The organism is Pseudomonas nitroreducens (assembly GCF_010994165.1).
GTDB classification, from domain to species: domain Bacteria; phylum Pseudomonadota; class Gammaproteobacteria; order Pseudomonadales; family Pseudomonadaceae; genus Pseudomonas; species Pseudomonas nitroreducens.
The window spans coordinates 1,490,294-1,506,774 of record NZ_WMBX01000001.1 but is presented as its reverse complement, the minus strand read 5'-3'; the positions used below and the strand labels follow the sequence as shown (position 1 = coordinate 1,506,774).

Genomic DNA, 16,481 nt, shown 5'->3' with positions numbered 1-16,481 from the left:
GGTTTGCGTGAAACTTACCTAGCGCTTGCTTGGTTTACAAGGCGAGACACCCGCCATCGGCTAGGACAGATACGCCGTCCCGAATCGCTCGCGGTAAATCGATGGTGCCACCCCGGCCGCGCCACGAAAGGCGTTGCGGAAGCTCTCCACGGTGCCGAAGCCGCATTGCTCGGCGATTCGCTCAACGCTGTCGGTGCTGCCTTCCAGCAGTTCACGGGCTCGCGCCATACGCTCGTGCTGCAACCACGCCTTGGGCGTCATACCGGTGGCTTCGCTGAAGCGGCGCAGGAAAGTGCGCTCGCTCATCGCCACGCGGCTGGCCAGTTCGCCCACCGAGATGGATCGGTCCAGACGCTGGCGGGCCCAATCCAGCAGCCCGGCGAGATCGTGGCGGGGCGCCTGGGCCACGGGCGCGGGGATGAACTGCGCCTGGCCGCCAGCGCGTTGTGGCGACATGACCAGCCGGCGAGCCACGTTATTGGCCACCTGTACGCCGAAATCCCGCGCCACCAGATGCAGGCAGGCATCGATGCCCGCTGCACTGCCAGCGGAGGTAATCACCTGTCCGGCATCGACATAGAGCACTTGCGCATCCACTTCGATGCCAGGGAAGCGTTCGGCCAGCTCCTCGGCATAGCGCCAGTGCGTGGTGGCACGCTGGCCGTCGAGCAAACCGGTGGCTGCCAGGACGAAGACGCCCGAGCAGATCGACAGCAGCCGTGCGCCCTGGTCGTGGGCCTTGCGCAGCGCCTGTACCAGCTCGGCGGACGGCGCCTCGGCGCGGTCCCGCCAGCCCGGCACGATAATAGTGCCAGCCGTTTCGAGCGCCTCCAGCCCGCCATCGGCCAGCACGTGGATGCCGCCCATGGCGCGCATCGGTCCGGCGTCGACGGCAACGGTGCGGTGGCGGTACCAGGCAAAGTCGAATTCCGGGCGCGGCAGGCCGAAGATCTCAACGGCGATGCCGAATTCGAAGGTGCACAGGCCGTCGTAAGCGAGAACGGCCACTGCGAGGGGATCACGCTGCATTTGGCGGAAAACTTCCGATCACTGTCCAGGCCGCCACTTTAGCCGGCTTTCGCGGCTGCATACAGTGGTCCCATCTTCCCCAGGAGCCTTGTCATGCCCAGCCTCGTCAGCCAATTCCCCGCCGCCCTGCCCGCCGACGCCCTTGTCCATTTCAGCCATCGGCTGGCCTTCGAGACCGACTGCTCGGACGTGAACGACGCCCTGCAGAATGGCGAGCAGGATTTCGTCCTGCTCGATGTGCGCAACGCCGCTGCCTTCGCCCATGGCCATGTACCCGGCGCGCTGAACCTGCCAACACGGGAGATCGACGCACGACGCATGGCGCAGTTTCCGGCGGGTACCCTGTTCGTCGTCTACTGCGCAGGCCCGCACTGCAACGGCGTGCACCGCGCTGCCGCCAAGCTCGCAGCGCTGGGCCTGCCGGTGAAGGAGATGATCGGTGGCGTGACTGGCTGGCTGGACGAGGGGCTGGCGCTGGTTGGCGCAGTGGAAGAATCGCGGCGTGCCGACAGTCAAGGCATCAGCTGCGCCTGCTGACCCCGAATGCAACAAGGCCGGAATCTCTCCGGCCTTGTTCGAATCTGTCAGTTGCTGATCGGCCGGCGTCCTGCCAGGGCGTGGGCCAGCGTGCCGCCGTCCACCAGTTCCAGTTCGCCACCCAGCGGCACACCGTGGGCGATGCGCGACAGCACCAGGTCACCGCCGCCCAGCAACTGGGCGATGTAGTGGGCGGTCGCCTCGCCTTCCACCGTGGGGTTGGTGGCGAGAATGATCTCGCTGAAACTGCCGGCCTTGATTCGCGCCTCAAGCTCAGGAATGCCGATGGCTTCCGGGCCCAGGCCATCCAGCGGCGACAGGTGTCCCTTGAGCACGAAGTAGCGGCCGCGATAACCGGTCTGCTCGACAGCAAACACGTCCAGCGGCCCTTCCACCACGCACAGCAGGCTGTCATCGCGGCGCGGGTCGGTGCACTGCGGGCAGAACTCGTCTTCCGACAGCGTACGGCACTGCTTGCAGTGGCCAACGCCTTCCATCGCCTGGGTCAGCGCCTGCGCCAGGCGCAGGCCGCCACTGCGATCACGCTCCAGCAGCTGCAGCGCCATGCGCTGGGCACTCTTCTGCCCCACTCCGGGCAGGGTGCGCAGGGCGTCGATCAGTTGGCGGATCAGCGGCGTGAAGCTCATGGGACGGTCTCGAATTTCCGGAGGTTAGAACGACTGTAGGAGCGAGCCTGCTCGCGAACCCTGCCAGGCCGAAGAGGCCGGAAGAGCGTTCGCGAGCAAGCTCGCTCCTACAGGGGCAGAGCCTGGATTAGAAAGGCATTTTGAAGCCGGGCGGCAATTGCATGCCAGCGGTCATGCCGGACATCTTCTCCTGGTTGTTCTGCTCGATCTTGCGCACGGCGTCGTTCACCGCGGCGGCGATCAGGTCCTCGAGGATTTCCTTGTCTTCCTGCATCAGGCTGTCATCCAGGGAGACGCGCTTGACGTCGTGGCGACCGGTCATCACCACGCTCACCAGGCCGGCGCCGGATTGACCGGTCACTTCGGCGTTGGCCAGCTCTTCCTGCATCTTCTGCATCTTTTCCTGCATCTGCTGGGCCTGCTTCATCAGGCCGGCCATGCCACCTTTCATCATGTCGAGTTCCTCGATTCGTTCAGTCGTCGACCCAGGCTCAAGCCTTGGCCTCCAGGGGTTCGATAGTACCGTCGCGGACGACCGCGGCGAACTGTTGCTTCATCTGTAGCACATAAGGGTCGGCGGCGATCGACGCCTCGGCCTGGCGCTGGCGCTCGGCACGCTTGCGCGCGGCGGCCTGGGCCGGGGTCTCCTGCTCAGGCTTCTGCTGGGTCACCTGCAGGGTCAGCGTACGACCGTGGAACTGGTTCAGCGCATCGTTCAGGCGACGCTGCTGGGTCGCGTTGAACAGCGCGCTCTGGCCCGGATCCAGGTGCAGGTGCCAGGTATCGCCCTCGACGGCGACCAGCGTGCAGTTGGCGCCGATGCTGGCCGTCAGGCCGGCCAGGCCCAGGCGCGGGAACAGGTCCAGCCACTCGGCAGCCAGACCGGTTGCCGGCATGGCGGCGGGCTCGGGTTCGGGCTCGGCCTGCTCCTGCGGCGCCTCGTTCTCGAGGTAGCCGTAGGACTCCATGTCGACTTCGTAGTAGTCCTCGGCGGGCGGCGGCTCGTCATCGCGGTCGTCGTCCTCGGCCGAAACTTCGGCGATTATCGGGGCCGGCTCTTCGACCTTGGGCGCAGGCGCTTCCACCGGTGCCGGCGTGGCAACTGCAGGTGCAGGTGCAGGTGCAGGTGCAGGTGCAGGTGCAGGTGCAGGTGCAGCAGTCTCGACTGGCGCTGGAGCCGCGGCAACCGGTGCGGCAGGTTCGTCCCACGGCAGATCGATCGGCGCCTCGGCGACGGCTTGTTCCGGCTCGGCAGCCGGCGCCGTCGGCTCGAGTTGCACGGCGGCTTCCGGCTCCACCGGAGCCGGCTCAGGCACAGGTTGGACAACCGGAGTCGGCGCAACGGCAGGTTCGGCTTGCGCAGCCGGAGCCGGAGCCGGAGCCGGAGCCGGAGCCGGCTGAGGCTGAGGCGCGACAACAGCAGGCACAACCGCAGCAACCGGCACTACCGGTGCAGGCGCAACAGCCGGAGCAGCACTGGATGCAACCGGCGCCGCAACGGCGGCGCCGGCCACTGGGTTCTGGTTGGAATCAGCCGTGGCCTTGCTGATCCCCAGGTCCTTTAGTGGTGACCTCGGTGCGCCGTCGGCATCCGCCGGGCGGAACGCCAGCATGCGCAACAGGGCCATCTCGAAGCCGCCGCGGGGATCGGGCGCCAGCGGCAGGTCGCGACGGCCGATCAGGCCCATCTGGTAGTAGAACTGCACGTCCTCGGCTGGCAAGGCCTGGGCCAGCGCCAGCACACGGTCGCGGTCGCCCTGGCCGTTGTCCACTGCCTCGGGCAGCGCCTGGGCAATGGCCACGCGGTGCAACACGTTGAGTATCTCGGCCAGCACGCCGCCCCAGTCCGGGCCCTGCTCGGCCAAGTGGCGTACCGCCTCCAGCAGCGCGCGGGCATCGCCTTCCAGCAGCGCATGAAGCACGCCGTAGACTTGTCCGTGATCCAGGGTGCCGAGCATGGCACGCACATCGGCGGCCAGCACCTTGCCTTCACCGAAGGCGATGGCCTGGTCGGTGAGGCTCATGGCGTCACGCATGGAGCCGTCGGCAGCGCGGCCGAGCAGCCATAGCGCATCGTCCTCGAACGGCACGTTCTCGGCGCCCAGCACGTGGGTCAGGTGTTCCACCACGCGCTCCGGCGGCATGTTCTTCAGGGAGAACTGCAAGCAGCGCGAGAGGATGGTGACCGGCAGCTTCTGCGGGTCGGTGGTGGCGAGCAGGAACTTCACATGGGGCGGCGGCTCCTCCAGGGTCTTCAACAGGGCGTTGAAGCTGTGGCTGGAGAGCATGTGCACTTCGTCGATCAGGTAGACCTTGTAGCGGCCGCGGCTCGGCGAGTACTGCACGTTGTCGAGCAGCTCGCGGGTATCCTCGACCTTGGTGCGGCTGGCGGCGTCGACTTCGATCAGGTCGACGAAACGGCCCTCATCGATCTCGCGGCACACCGAGCACTGTCCGCACGGAGTGGAGCTGACGCCGGTCTCGCAGTTCAGGCACTTGGCCAGGATGCGCGCGATGGTGGTCTTGCCCACGCCGCGGGTCCCGGTGAACAGGTAGGCGTGGTGCAGGCGCTGATTGTCCAGCGCGTTGATCAGGGCCTTGAGCACATGGGTCTGGCCGACCATTTCGCGGAACGAGCGCGGACGCCATTTGCGGGCAAGAACCTGATAACTCATTGAAATCCATCGCGACAGGTGAGCAGAAGTGCGCTAATCCTAGCGAAGCGGACCGTAAATTGCACTCGATGTCCGCACCGGACGTTGTCGCATCTTGGCAAGGGCCGGGCTACACGGCATTGTGTCGTCGTTCTGCCATCAACGGAGCCTTGATGCGCTTCCTCGCCACCGCCCTGCTGCTGACCGCCACCCTCGCCCAGGCCGACGACCGTCCCCTGCGCTTCTCGGTGGTCGACAGCTGGGCGATGCCGCTGGCGCAGATCGAAAATGGCGAACTGACCGGCGGCATCCTGTTCGAGCTGTTCAACGAGACGGCCCGCGAGCTTGGACGGACACCGGCGTTCCACATCGTGCCCCGCGCCCGCATCGAACAGGCGCTGCTCACTCACTCCGTGGACGTGCGCTGCTACGTCTCGCGCACCTGGATCGAGCACGAGTTCAAGGACTACCGCTGGACTGCACCACTGATGTTGCAGCGCGACCTGCTGGTGGTCCGCGACGCCCCTGCGGAAAACCTCGAAACCCTCCCCAGCCAGTCCATCGGCACGGTGCTGGGCTACCACTACCCCCGCCTGCAGCCGCTTTTGGACAGCCACTGGCTGATCCGCGACGACGCGCGCAACCAGGAGCTGGTGCTGAAGAAGCTGCGCATCGGACGCTATCAATATGCGATCAGCAGCGAGTTCGCGCTGAACTGGTTCAACCGTGATCTGCCCGAGGCGGAGCGCCTGAGAACCGCCAGCGTGATCGAGGAGACCCCGCTGTCGTGCATGGTGCTGGACGCGCCCGAAGTCCGCGCCGAAGAGGTGCTCTCGGTGCTGGCGAAGATCAAGGCGTCGGGGAAGATCGAGCAGATCCTGGATCACTACCGCTGAGACGGGCAGCGCTCGACAGGCCGCGAGGCGGGCCATTTTCCAGGCTCCGAAATGGAGGCGGCCCCGCCAGCCACACCCCGGCACACAATGTCCCCGCCTTGGCTGCTTCCTTCCGGACCTGACCAGGTAAGCGAGTAATCGTTGCGGGGGGACCGACAGGGCCACCATCGCGAGAGCTCGCCAGTCCGGCGAGCCGCGCCATTGTAGCGGCTTGAGCGCAAGTTACAAGCACTTCAAGCACTTACGTTCTTTCCTTTGATCCACATCGCAGCCCGGGGAGCTTTTCCGCCAGGCCACTCAAGCTTCCTCGCCACAGGCCGAAGCAATGGATGAGTCCGCCCGCTCGAGGCGTCCCCGTCCATGCAAGGAGTGTTCAAATGCGATTGATCGTGAACTCTACCGCGCTACTTGCCATTGCCCTCTGCGGCTCGCTGCAGGCAGCCAGCAGCGGCACCATCACCTTTCGCGGCGCCGTCGTCGAGCCTACCTGCCAGATCGGCGTGAGCGACATCACCGGCTCCAGCGGCCGGGTGACGGCCAGCCAGTGCAAACAGTCGGTGGACCTGTACCTGAACGAGCCCCGCGGCAATCAGCTAGCGGTGCATTACCGACTCACCGACAGCCAGGGTCGCACAGTGGAAAAACTCAGCACACCGAACGGCAACGTCGCGGGGATGATTCGCGCCAAGGACCCAGCAGGCACGCGTCACCTCGTGCTGGTAGCCGAGTACCTGTAACCGGTCTCACTGCGCCTGCAGCAGGCCCTCGGGCCGGGGCTGGGTAGAGACTTCCAGGTTCGGCCCGATGAACAGGTCCATCTTGCTGTAGCCCGGACGGGTGCTGAAGGTGGAGTAGCGCTCCGCGCCCTGGTGGAACTGGAAGGCCACGCGATATTCCCCGGAACGCCACAGGCGCAGCGGGAAGGTTCGCGCCTCACCAGGCTTGATCTCGCCCGCGAGGGTTTCCTCGCCGTTTTCCTTGTAGCTGTAGCTGACCGCCGGACCACCCTGCGCCTCGTAATGCAGGACGATCTGCGGGCGCTCGGTCCAGGCCACGTAAGCCCCGAACAACAGCACCAGTGCCCCTACGCCGAGCAGGCGCTGCTTTCTTGCCTTGTCCATCTCGCTCTCCGTCAACCAATGGAATGGCCCGCCCCGTCCTGCATCGCAACGCAGAGGCCGAACGGGCCTGCCGATCAGTTCAGGCTGTCGACCAGAGCCTTGGCGGGCACCAGACGCACGGCCTTCTTCGCGGCGATCTCGATGGTCTTGCCGGTCTGCGGATTGCGGCCGGTACGGGCGGCGCGCTCGCTGACCTTGAGCTTGCCGATACCCGGCAGGGTCAGCTCACCGTCGTTCTCCAGGGCGTCCTGGGCGATCTGCGCCAGTTGCTCGAACACGCCGCGCACGGCGGCCTGGGTCAGGTCGAGGGATTCGGCAATATCGCGAACCAGTTGGTCCTTGGTCATGGGCATGGAATGACTCCTTGATGCGTTGATCTTGATTCTTTGATTGGAAGGAAGGCGTGTCAGGCGCCGATGCCGTGGTTGGCCAGCAGCTTGATCAGCTGCTCTTCGTCCATTACGGCGACGCCAAGTTCCTGGGCCTTGGCCAACTTTGAACCTGCTCCCGGCCCGGCAACGACACAATGGGTCTTGGCGGAGACGGAGCCGGCCACCTTGGCGCCCAGGCTTTCCAGCTTTTCCTTGGCGACGTCGCGGCTCATGGCCTCCAGCGTGCCGGTGAGCACCCAGGTCTGGCCCGCCAGCGGCAGGCCTTCGACGACCTTGCGCTCGCTGCGCCAGTGCATGCCGAACTCCGCCAGCTGTGCCTCGACGGCCTTGGCACGCTCGACGCGGGCGGCATCGGCGAAGTACTCGCGCACCGACTGCCTGGCCTTCTCGTTCACTCCTTTCAGGGTGCTGAGGTCCAGCCAGTCCTGGCTGAGGGCAACCAGTGCGTCGAGGCTGCCGGTGCGGTCCGCGAGCTTCTCGGCGCCAGTGGCGGCGATGAAGGGAATGTTCAGCTTGTCGATGAAGCCTGCCAGGGTGGCGACGGCGGCGAACTCGGCCGACACCTCGCCCTCGTCCTGCAGCTCGACGCCACGCTCCAGCAGTTGCTGGATCACGCTGCGGTTGTGCTCGTCATCGAAGAAATTGTGGATCTCATAGGCCACTTCACCGCCCACATCGGGTAGGTAGGTCAGCACCTCCGGCAGCGCCTTCTGGATGCGCGCCAGCGAGCCCAGGGAGCGTGCCAGCAGCTTGGCCGTCTCCTCGCCCACGTCCGGGATACCCAGGGCGAAGACGAAGCGTGCCAGCGCCGGCTTGCGGCTGTCGGCAATGGCAGCGAGCAGATTGCGCGTGGAGACTTCAGCGAAACCCTCCAGCTCGATGACCTGCTCGAAGGTCAGGGTGTAGAGATCGGCCGGCGACTTCACCAGGCCCTTGTCCACCAGTTGCTCGACGATCTTGTCGCCGAGGCCGTCGATATCCATGGCGCGGCGAGAAACAAAGTGGATGATCGCCTGCTTGAGTTGCGCCTGGCAGAACAGTCGTCCGACGCAACGGTAGATGGCCCCCTCGCTGACCGACTCCTTGCCCTTGCTGCGCTTCACCAGCTGAGTACGTTCGACCTGCGAGCCGCATACCGGGCACTGGGTGGGGATTGCGACCGGGCGCGCGTCTGCCGGGCGGCGCTCGGTGACCACCTGCATGACCTGCGGAATCACGTCGCCGGCCCGGCGGATGATCACGGTGTCGCCGATCATCAGGCCCAGGCGCGCGACCTCGTCCATGTTGTGCAGCGTGGCATTGGAAACGGTCACACCGGCCACCTGGACCGGCTTCAGGCGCGCCACGGGCGTCACTGCGCCGGTGCGGCCGACCTGGAATTCCACGTCCAAGAGTTCGGTGAGCTCCTCCCGCGCCGGGAACTTGTGGGCGATGGCCCAGCGCGGCTCGCGGGCACGGAAGCCCAGCTCGCGCTGGAAATCGGTGCGGTTGACCTTGAACACCACGCCGTCGATTTCGTAGGCGAGACTGTCGCGGCGCGTCCCGATGTCTTCGTAATAGGCGCGGCAACCCTCCACCCCCTTGGCCAGCTTCAGCTCGCGGCTGATCGGGATACCCCAGCCCTTCAAGGCCTCAAGGATCTCCACCTGGGTGCCCGGCAGCGTGCCGCCCTCGACCCGGCCAAAGCCGTAGCAGCAGAATTCCAGCGGGCGGCTGGCGGTGATCTTCGAATCCAGCTGGCGCAGGCTACCGGCGGCAGCATTGCGCGGGTTGGCGAAGGTCTTGCCGCCGGCTTCCATCTGCCGTTCGTTGAGCGCCTCGAAGCCTGCCTTGGACATGAACACTTCACCACGCACTTCCAGTATCGCCGGCCAGCCCTCGCCCTTCAGGCGCAGCGGCACGTTGCGGATGGTGCGCACGTTGACGCTGATGTCTTCGCCGGTGGTGCCGTCGCCACGGGTGGCACCGCGGGTCAGCACGCCATTTTCGTACAGCAGGCTGACCGCCAGGCCATCGAGCTTGGGCTCGCAGCTGTATTCCACCTCGGCTCCGCCGCCGAACAGATCGGAGGAAGGCAGCTGATCGGCCAGGCCCTCGCGCACACGGCGATCGAAATCGATGAGATCCTGCTCCTCGAAGGCGTTGCCCAGGCTCAGCATCGGCACTTCGTGGCGTACTTCGCCGAAAGCCGAAGCGGCCGCGCCGCCGACGCGCTGGGTTGGCGACTCGGGAGTAATCAGTTGGGGATGCTCGGCTTCCAGCGCCTTCAGTTCGCGGAACAGGCGGTCGTACTCGGCGTCCGGCACGCTAGGCTCGTCGAGCACGTAATAGCGGTAGTTATGGTCGTCGAGTTCGCTGCGCAGCTGGGCGATGCGTTCGGCAGCGGTCTGGGAATCGGTCATGCGGGAATCTCGGCGGCTTTTTCTGCTTGAGGTAGAAATGCGAAGCCCCAAGGGTCGCTTGGGGCTTCTGTGCAGCGTGCTGAAAGCTTAGCGCTTCTGGGTCAGGGCGCGTCGTTCGAAATCGATGATGCGCTGACGGTAGTGCTCGATGGTCTGCGCAGTCATCACGCTGCGCTGCTCGTCCTTCAGCTCGCCATTGAGCTCCTGGGCCAGCTTGCGGGCGGCGGCGATCATCACGTCGAATGCCTGCTTGGGATGGCGCGGGCCCGGCAGGCCGAGGAAGAAGCTCACGGCACGAGTGCTGAACTGGTCGATGTTGTCCAGATCGAAGGTGCCCGGCTTGACCGCGTTGGCCATGGAGAACAGCACTTCACCGTTGCCAGCCATGCTCTCGTGGCGATGGAAGATGTCCATCTCGCCGTAGCGCAGGCCGCTTTCCAGGATGTTCTGCAGCAGCGCAGGCCCCTTGAAGCCACCCTCGTCGCGGCTGATGACGTTGATGATCAGCACTTCGTCGATCGGAGCCTGGGCCGCCGAAGAGGCGGCAGCCGGGGCAGCAGGAGCGCTACGCTCCTTGTCCTTCCTGCGCTCTTTCTTCGGCTTTTCCTGGGGCGCTTCGTCCAGCGGGTTCGGGAAATCTTCCTCGTCCAGCGGGCCGAGCAGGTTCGGTGCCGGGTCGTCCAGGTTCAGGTCGCCCTGGCGCGGTTCGCCACGGCGCTTGCCGCGCGACTCCTTGGCGCTGACCTTGGGCAGGTCTTCCTCGTCCAGTTCCGGCTCGCGGTGTTCGACCACCCGGGAAGGCCCGAGCAGTTCAGGAGTGCTTTCATCCCCGTCATCGGGCTGGTTGGCAAACTGGCGATCCAGTTTGAAGCGCAACTTGCCCTTGCCACCCCGCATGCGACGCCAGCCGTCAAACAGAATGCCGGCGATCACGATAAGCCCAATGACGATCAGCCATTCGCGCAGACCGATATCCATCTAATCCCGTAGCCCCTGAACAAAAAATGATGATGAAGAAAAGGACATCCTATCCCTTGAAAACGTGGAGCCAACTTCATGTTCTGACTGATGTTTTCCACGCGATACAAAAGTGGGCATTAAGCTAACACGCTCTCACATAACTTTACACTGTCTATGGCGACACTCCGCCGCGCACTTTGCAACTTTTCATAGCGCTTCCCACCTTCGCTTTGAGAATGCGACCTATCCCAATCAAATCAATACCTTAGACACACAACACGGCACCTTGCCAGCCTGCTGCAAGTTCTGCCGCGCGATCAGGCTTCGGCCAATGCCACCGCCTCTTCCACATCCACCGCCACCAGCCTCGAACAACCCGGTTCGTGCATGGTCACGCCCATCAACTGGTCGGCCATCTCCATGGCGATCTTGTTGTGGGTGATATAGATGAACTGCACTTTCTCCGACATCTCTTTCACCAGTCGCGCATAACGGCCGACGTTGGCATCGTCCAATGGCGCGTCGACCTCGTCGAGCATGCAGAACGGTGCCGGGTTCAGCTGGAAGATCGCAAATACCAGCGCCAGAGCGGTCAGGGCCTTCTCGCCACCGGACAGAAGATGGATGGTGCTGTTCTTCTTGCCCGGCGGTCTCGCCATGATCGCCACCCCGGTATCGAGTAGATCCTCGCCGGTAAGTTCCAGATAGGCGTGACCGCCGCCGAAAACCTTGGGGAACAATGCCTGAAGGCCAGCATTGATCTGGTCGAAGGTTTCCTTGAAGCGGTTGCGGGTTTCCTTGTCGATCTTGCGGATCACGTTTTCCAGGGTGTCCAGCGCTTCCACCAGGTCGTCGTTCTGGTCGTCGAGGTAGCGTTTGCGCTCGGATTGCTGCTGGTATTCCTCGATGGCCGCGAGGTTGATCGGCCCCAGGCGGCCGATGCGCGTGGCCAGTTCCTCCAAGCGGTTTTCCCAGATCTTCTCGGCGGCATCGTGAGGCAGCGTGCCCAGCACGCCGTGCAGGTCGTAACCGTCCTCGTGGAGCTGCTCCTGCAACGACTTGCGCCGCACGCTCAGGGCCTGCCACTCCATGCGCTGCTGTTCCAGCTGGCCGCGCAGCAATTGCGACTGCTGCTCGGCCTGGGTCCGGCGCTTCTCGGCGTCACGCAACTGGCGGTCGGCATCTTCCAGGGCGAGACGCGCGTGCTTGAGTTCGTCCTCCACTGCCATGCGCCGGTCGAGCAGCTCTTCCAGGCGCATGCGTAATTCTTCCAGCGGAGCGGCGCCTTCCTCCAGGTTGAGGTTGAGCTGCTCGCAGCGCTCGACCAGGCGCACCGCCTGACTGTCCAGGCGCTCCAGCGCCTGGCGGGTGGATTCGTGCTGGGCACGCAGGGAACCAACGCGCACAGCCAACTGATGGGCTTGGTCCTTGTGCTGGCGCGACTCCTGGCGGATGCGGTCGAGTTTCTCGCGCATGCCGTCGCGTTCGGCGAGCAGCGACTCGCGGCGCTCGGTATCCACCGCCATGGCGTCCAGTGCTTCCTGCAGGCTCAGCCGGGCTTCGCCCAGTTGCTCCTGCTCGATGGCGTGCTGCTCGGCCAGTTCGGCCAGTTCTTCGTCAAGACGGCGCCGACGCAACGTCAACTGCTCGACCTTGGCCTGCTGCGCGGACAGTTGCGCCTTCAATTCGCCCTGGCGGCGACCTTCGTCCTGCAGGCGGCGGCGCACCTGGTCACGACCTTCCTCGGCGTGACGCTGCTCGTCACGCAGGCGCACCAGTTGCTCGTCGATCTCGGCGAGGCGCTGTTCCAGCGTCTCCCGCTCGACATAGAGGCGCTCCAGCTCCTGCCCACGCGCCAGCACGCCACCATCGGCGGATTCGCCACGGCGCACACGCAGGAAGTTGCGGCCGACCCAGTAGCCATCGCGGCTGACCAGGCTCTCGCCGTCGCCCAGCGAAGCGCGCTGGACCAGCGCCTGATCCAGGGTTTCGACCGGGCGCACGCGGCCCAGCCAGTAGCTCAGGTCGACGTTCGTCTCGACCTTGTCCAGCAGGCTGCCGGGGCGGGAAACGGCGCCAGCGGCCAGATCGAGCAGGCGCAGCTCGCCCTTCTCCAGCGCGTCGAACGGCAGCCCCTTCAGATCATCCAGCAGCACGCCATGCAGGTCGGCGCCGAGTACGGTTTCCACCGCCAGCTCCCAGCCCGGCTGCACACGCAGCCCTTCGGCGAGGCGCGGGCGTTGTTCCAGGCCCTGTTGGCGCAGCCACTGCGCAGTGCCGTCGCCCGGATCGAGCGCGGCCTGCTGCAAGGCTTCCAGCGAGGCGATCCGGCCATTCAGGCGTTGCAGCTCGCCCTGCGCCTGGTGCTGCGCAGAGGTGCTTTCCTGCAGGGACTGGCGCACGCGCTCCAGGCGCTCGGCCAGTTCCTGCTCTTCGATCTGCGACTCTTCCAGCAGCAACTCGATGGCGGCAACCTGCTCGCCCAGTTCGAGGATCGCGGCGTCTTCCGGGTCAGCCGCCAGTTGTGTGCGTTCGTCGCTCAGCCGGCGCTGCCGCTCGGCCTGGCGCTCCAGGCTCTGCTCCAGGTGCTGGATGCGCGACTGCTGCACTTCGGCTTCGCGGCGCGGCTCGGCGCTCTGCTGGTTGAAGGCGTCCCAGCGCTGCTGCCAGTCATGCATGCGCTGCTCGGCCTCTTCCAGGCCAACGGTGGCCTCTTCGGCAGCGGCCGCGCTGATTTCCTGCTCCGGGGCCAGGCGCTCCAGCTCTTCGGCCAGGGTGGCCAGCAGCGTGCGGTCGTGGCCCAGGTGGGATTCGGTTTCCTGGCGGGTTTTCTCCGCCTCGCGCAGGTCATCCTGCAATTGCCGCAGGCGCTGCTGGCCGTGCTGGATGCTCTGCTCGACGCGGGCGATGTCGCCGCCCACGGAATAGAAGCGGCCCTGCACCTGGTTGAAGGTTTCCGACAGCTCGTGGTGGCCGTCGCGCAGGCGCTCGATGCTGGCGTCCGCGCTGCGCTGCTCGGCCACCAGCGCCTCGAAGGCCACTTCCTGGTCGCCGATCACCTTTTCCTTCTGCCCGACCTGCTCGTTCAGGTCGCGCCAGCGCAGGGCGCCGAGCTGGGCCTTGAGGGTACGTTCCTCGGCCTTGAACTCCTGGTACTTCTCCGCCGACTGGGCCTGGCGGTGCAGACGTTCGAGCTGGCGTTCCAGCTCTTCGCGCAGGTCGGTCAGGCGCGCGAGGTTTTCCTGGGTGCGGCGGATGCGGTTTTCGGTTTCGCGGCGGCGCTCCTTGTACTTGGAGATGCCGGCGGCTTCCTCGATGAAGTTGCGCAGGTCCTCGGGCTTGGCCTCGATCAGCTTGGAGATCATGCCCTGCTCGATGATCGAGTAGCTGCGCGGCCCGAGGCCGGTGCCGAGGAAGATGTCGGTGATGTCCCGGCGCCGGCACTTGGTGCCGTTGAGGAAGTAGGTGTTCTGGCCGTCGCGGGTCACGCGGCGGCGAATGGAAATCTCGGCGTAGCTGGCGTATTCGCCCAGCAGGGTCTGGTCGGAGTTGTCGAAGATCAGCTCGATGGACGCCTGGGTCACCGGCTTGCGGGTGTTGGAGCCATTGAAGATGACGTCGGTCATCGACTCGCCGCGGAGATTCTTCGCCGAACTCTCACCCATCACCCAGCGAACGGCGTCGATAATGTTGGATTTTCCGCAGCCGTTGGGGCCAACCACCGCCGCCATGTTGCTCGGAAAATTGACCGTCGTCGGATCGACGAAGGACTTGAAGCCCGCCAGCTTGATGCACTTGAGCCGCATGCGCCCTCCCCCCTTGTTCTTCTAGTAGCGAGCTTATCGTTCAGCCAGAGCGGCCAGGACCAGTTGGCTGTTGTGCCGACCGTAGTCGAGCAGCACCGCGCGGATGCCGGCTTCGTCGCGCCCGACCACCGCGCGCAGCAGGTCTTCGAAGCTGCCGATGAACTGACTCATCTCGCCTTTGCGGCGTTCCAGGGCCAGATGATAAGTGCGGCTGATGGCCGGCAGGAGATTTTCCACGGTTTCCTGCAGGTAGGGGTTGCCAGCGAACGGGAAGGCAGCGCGCATGATGTCGAAGCTGGATTCGACGAAGGCGTTGATGTCGCCGCGCTCGAGGTTGTCCAGCAGGCGCTGCTGGATCGCCATGAAGGGTGCCAGGTCGGCCTCTTCCCGCCAGGTCCGGGCCACGCTGCTGGCGAGCATGATGTACAGCTCGATGACCAGCGAGTAGAGGCTTTCGACGTGGGCGGGAGACAGCTCGGACACCTGGGCGCCGCGGCGCGGCAGGATTACCACCAGGTGGCGGCGCTCGAGGATCAGCAGCGCCTCGCGCACCGAGCCACGGCTGACATTGAGGGTCTGGGTGACCTTCTGTTCCTGGATGCGCTCGCGCTCCTTGAGTTCGCCCCGGATGATGCGCTCGGCAAGGTGATGCGCGATCTGCTCAGCCAGGCTGTCCGGGGCCTTGAACGTCATGGTTGTCCTTAAGAATCGGAGCGCTTTTCGAGGGGTAATGCGGACGCGTAGTGTAACACAGGGTGTTACCGCGCCATCCCCTGCCCTGGGGGGATGACAGAACAAAGGTTGGTGCGTCTGACAGGGGAATCAGGCGCAGGATTGTCAGACAATCCTACACAAGAGACGTATCGGGAGTCGTCCATGTTCGCCTTTTTCCTTTCCCCTGCCTGGATGTTGCGTCTCAAGAAAGCCGGCTACTGGATCTGGCTGGTGCCGGTGTTCGGTATCCCCGTCAGCTACTGGTGGTCCTACGGCAGCGAGTATCCCAATGCCTGGGCCTGGCTGGTGATCACCGTGGTGTTCGGGGTGATCCCGCTGCTGGACTTCGTGGTCGGCCGCGATCCGGCCAACCCGGATGAGATCGAGGAAGTCCCACCCATGGAGCGCGAGGGCTATTACCGCTTCCTCAGCCTGCTGACGGTGCCGCTGCTGCTGGGCATGCTGGTGTACGGCGGCTGGGTGCTGGCCACTTATGACGCCTGGAACTGGGTCGGGCAACTGGGCTGGATTCTTTCGGTGGGCACGGTGATGGGCGCCATCGGCATCACCGTCTCCCACGAACTGATCCACAAGGACCCGGAGCTGGAACAGAACGCCGGCGGCCTGCTGCTGGCGGCGGTGTGCTACGCGGGCTTCAAGGTCGAGCACGTACGCGGGCACCATGTGCACGTCTCAACGCCGGAGGACGCCTCGTCCTCGCGCTACGGCCAGAGCCTCTACGCCTTCCTGCCTCACGCCTACAAGCACAACTTCCTGAATGCCTGGAAGCTCGAGAAGGAGCGCCTCAAACGCAAGGGCCTGCCGGCGCTGCACTGGCGCAACGAGCTGATCTGGTGGTACGTCATCAGCGCGCTGTTCCTGGTCGGTTTCACGGTTGCCTTCGGCTGGATCGGCGCGGTCTACTTCATCGGCCAGTCGGTGATGGCCTTCACCCTGCTGGAGATCGTCAACTACGTCGAGCACTACGGGCTGCACCGGCGCCGCCTCGAAACCGGGCGCTACGAGCGAACCACCCACGAGCACTCCTGGAACAGCAACTTCCTGCTGACCAACCTGTTCCTCTTCCACCTGCAGCGCCATTCCGACCACCACGCCAACGCCAAGCGCCGCTATCAGGTCCTGCGGCACTTCGACGAGAGCCCGCAATTGCCCAATGGCTATGCCGGGATGATCGTCCTGGCGCTGTTCCCGCCGCTCTGGCGCGCGGTGATGGACCGCCGGGTGCGCGCCTATTACGCCGGTGAGGAATATCAGCTGAGCGCTACCCAGCAAGCCTGATCGACGAGTTCCACGCCTTGGCGG

The 16,481-nt window shown here is 65.1% G+C and carries 14 protein-coding genes and 1 other RNA gene; 4 read left to right on the top strand and 11 right to left on the bottom strand.

The features are described from left to right. Nucleotides 1-60: 60 nt before the first annotated feature. A complete protein-coding gene (ftrA, locus tag GJV37_RS07190; RefSeq protein WP_170858451.1) occupies nucleotides 61-1,029 on the bottom strand; it encodes a transcriptional regulator FtrA in 969 nt (322 codons plus the stop codon). A gap of 93 nt (nucleotides 1,030-1,122) precedes the next feature. On the opposite strand from ftrA, the gene GJV37_RS07185 reads away from it, so the two are divergent. Further along, on the top strand, nucleotides 1,123-1,566 hold the full coding sequence (locus tag GJV37_RS07185) for a rhodanese-like domain-containing protein (protein WP_024763919.1): 444 nt from the start codon (nucleotides 1,123-1,125) through the stop codon (nucleotides 1,564-1,566). Nucleotides 1,567-1,613: 47 nt separating this feature from the next. Here the strand turns inward: GJV37_RS07185 and recR are convergent, their stop codons facing one another. From recR to dnaX, 3 genes are all read right to left on the bottom strand, one after another. Next, on the bottom strand, nucleotides 1,614-2,213 hold the full coding sequence (gene recR, locus GJV37_RS07180) for a recombination mediator RecR (RefSeq protein WP_024763918.1): 600 nt from the start codon (nucleotides 2,211-2,213) through the stop codon (nucleotides 1,614-1,616). Between the two features lie 127 nt (nucleotides 2,214-2,340). Beyond that, the gene (locus GJV37_RS07175) at nucleotides 2,341-2,667 is read right to left on the bottom strand and encodes a YbaB/EbfC family nucleoid-associated protein (RefSeq protein ID WP_017516839.1); all 327 of its coding nucleotides are present in this window, start codon (nucleotides 2,665-2,667) and stop codon (nucleotides 2,341-2,343) included. Between the two features lie 37 nt (nucleotides 2,668-2,704). Then, nucleotides 2,705-4,888 (bottom strand): DNA polymerase III subunit gamma/tau, encoded by a 2,184-nt coding sequence (gene dnaX / locus GJV37_RS07170; protein ID WP_193452257.1) that lies wholly within the window; start codon nucleotides 4,886-4,888, stop codon nucleotides 2,705-2,707. A 152-nt stretch (nucleotides 4,889-5,040) separates the two neighbouring features. Between dnaX and GJV37_RS07165 the strand changes: the two genes are divergently transcribed. After that, nucleotides 5,041-5,763: a substrate-binding periplasmic protein gene (locus tag GJV37_RS07165; RefSeq protein WP_024763915.1), complete on the top strand. Its 723-nt coding sequence runs from the start codon at nucleotides 5,041-5,043 to the stop codon at nucleotides 5,761-5,763. A gap of 61 nt (nucleotides 5,764-5,824) precedes the next feature. Here GJV37_RS07165 and ffs read toward each other — a convergent pair. Continuing rightward, an RNA gene (gene ffs, locus GJV37_RS07160) (signal recognition particle sRNA small type) lies at nucleotides 5,825-5,921 on the bottom strand. Between the two features lie 219 nt (nucleotides 5,922-6,140). Here ffs and GJV37_RS07155 point away from each other — a divergent pair. Then, nucleotides 6,141-6,500, top strand: a complete 360-nt coding sequence (locus GJV37_RS07155; protein ID WP_084357315.1) for a type 1 fimbrial protein — start codon at nucleotides 6,141-6,143, stop codon at nucleotides 6,498-6,500. 6 nt (nucleotides 6,501-6,506) lie between these two features. On the opposite strand, the gene GJV37_RS07150 is transcribed toward GJV37_RS07155, so the two are convergent. From GJV37_RS07150 to GJV37_RS07125, 6 genes are all read right to left on the bottom strand, one after another. Further along, nucleotides 6,507-6,884 carry a hypothetical protein gene (locus tag GJV37_RS07150; RefSeq protein ID WP_037008766.1) on the bottom strand — a complete coding sequence of 126 codons (378 nt, stop codon included), beginning with the start codon at nucleotides 6,882-6,884 and terminating at the stop codon, nucleotides 6,507-6,509. Nucleotides 6,885-6,958: 74 nt separating this feature from the next. Further along, on the bottom strand, nucleotides 6,959-7,261 hold the full coding sequence (locus GJV37_RS07145; protein WP_226046604.1) for an HU family DNA-binding protein: 303 nt from the start codon (nucleotides 7,259-7,261) through the stop codon (nucleotides 6,959-6,961). A gap of 29 nt (nucleotides 7,262-7,290) precedes the next feature. Further along, the gene (ligA, locus tag GJV37_RS07140; RefSeq protein WP_193452256.1) at nucleotides 7,291-9,678 is read right to left on the bottom strand and encodes an NAD-dependent DNA ligase LigA; all 2,388 of its coding nucleotides are present in this window, start codon (nucleotides 9,676-9,678) and stop codon (nucleotides 7,291-7,293) included. Nucleotides 9,679-9,765: 87 nt separating this feature from the next. Beyond that, on the bottom strand, nucleotides 9,766-10,656 hold the full coding sequence (zipA, locus tag GJV37_RS07135) for a cell division protein ZipA (RefSeq protein ID WP_024763911.1): 891 nt from the start codon (nucleotides 10,654-10,656) through the stop codon (nucleotides 9,766-9,768). Nucleotides 10,657-10,955: 299 nt separating this feature from the next. Further along, nucleotides 10,956-14,444, bottom strand: coding sequence for a chromosome segregation protein SMC (gene smc, locus GJV37_RS07130; RefSeq protein ID WP_037008768.1), 3,489 nt, complete (start codon nucleotides 14,442-14,444; stop codon nucleotides 10,956-10,958). A gap of 33 nt (nucleotides 14,445-14,477) precedes the next feature. Next, on the bottom strand, nucleotides 14,478-15,137 hold the full coding sequence (locus tag GJV37_RS07125; protein WP_024763910.1) for a GntR family transcriptional regulator: 660 nt from the start codon (nucleotides 15,135-15,137) through the stop codon (nucleotides 14,478-14,480). Nucleotides 15,138-15,320: 183 nt separating this feature from the next. Here GJV37_RS07125 and GJV37_RS07120 point away from each other — a divergent pair, with 183 nt between their 5' ends. Beyond that, entirely contained in the window at nucleotides 15,321-16,457 is a 1,137-nt protein-coding gene (locus tag GJV37_RS07120) for an alkane 1-monooxygenase (RefSeq protein ID WP_170858447.1), read from the top strand. The last annotated feature ends 24 nt before the right edge of the window (nucleotides 16,458-16,481 follow it).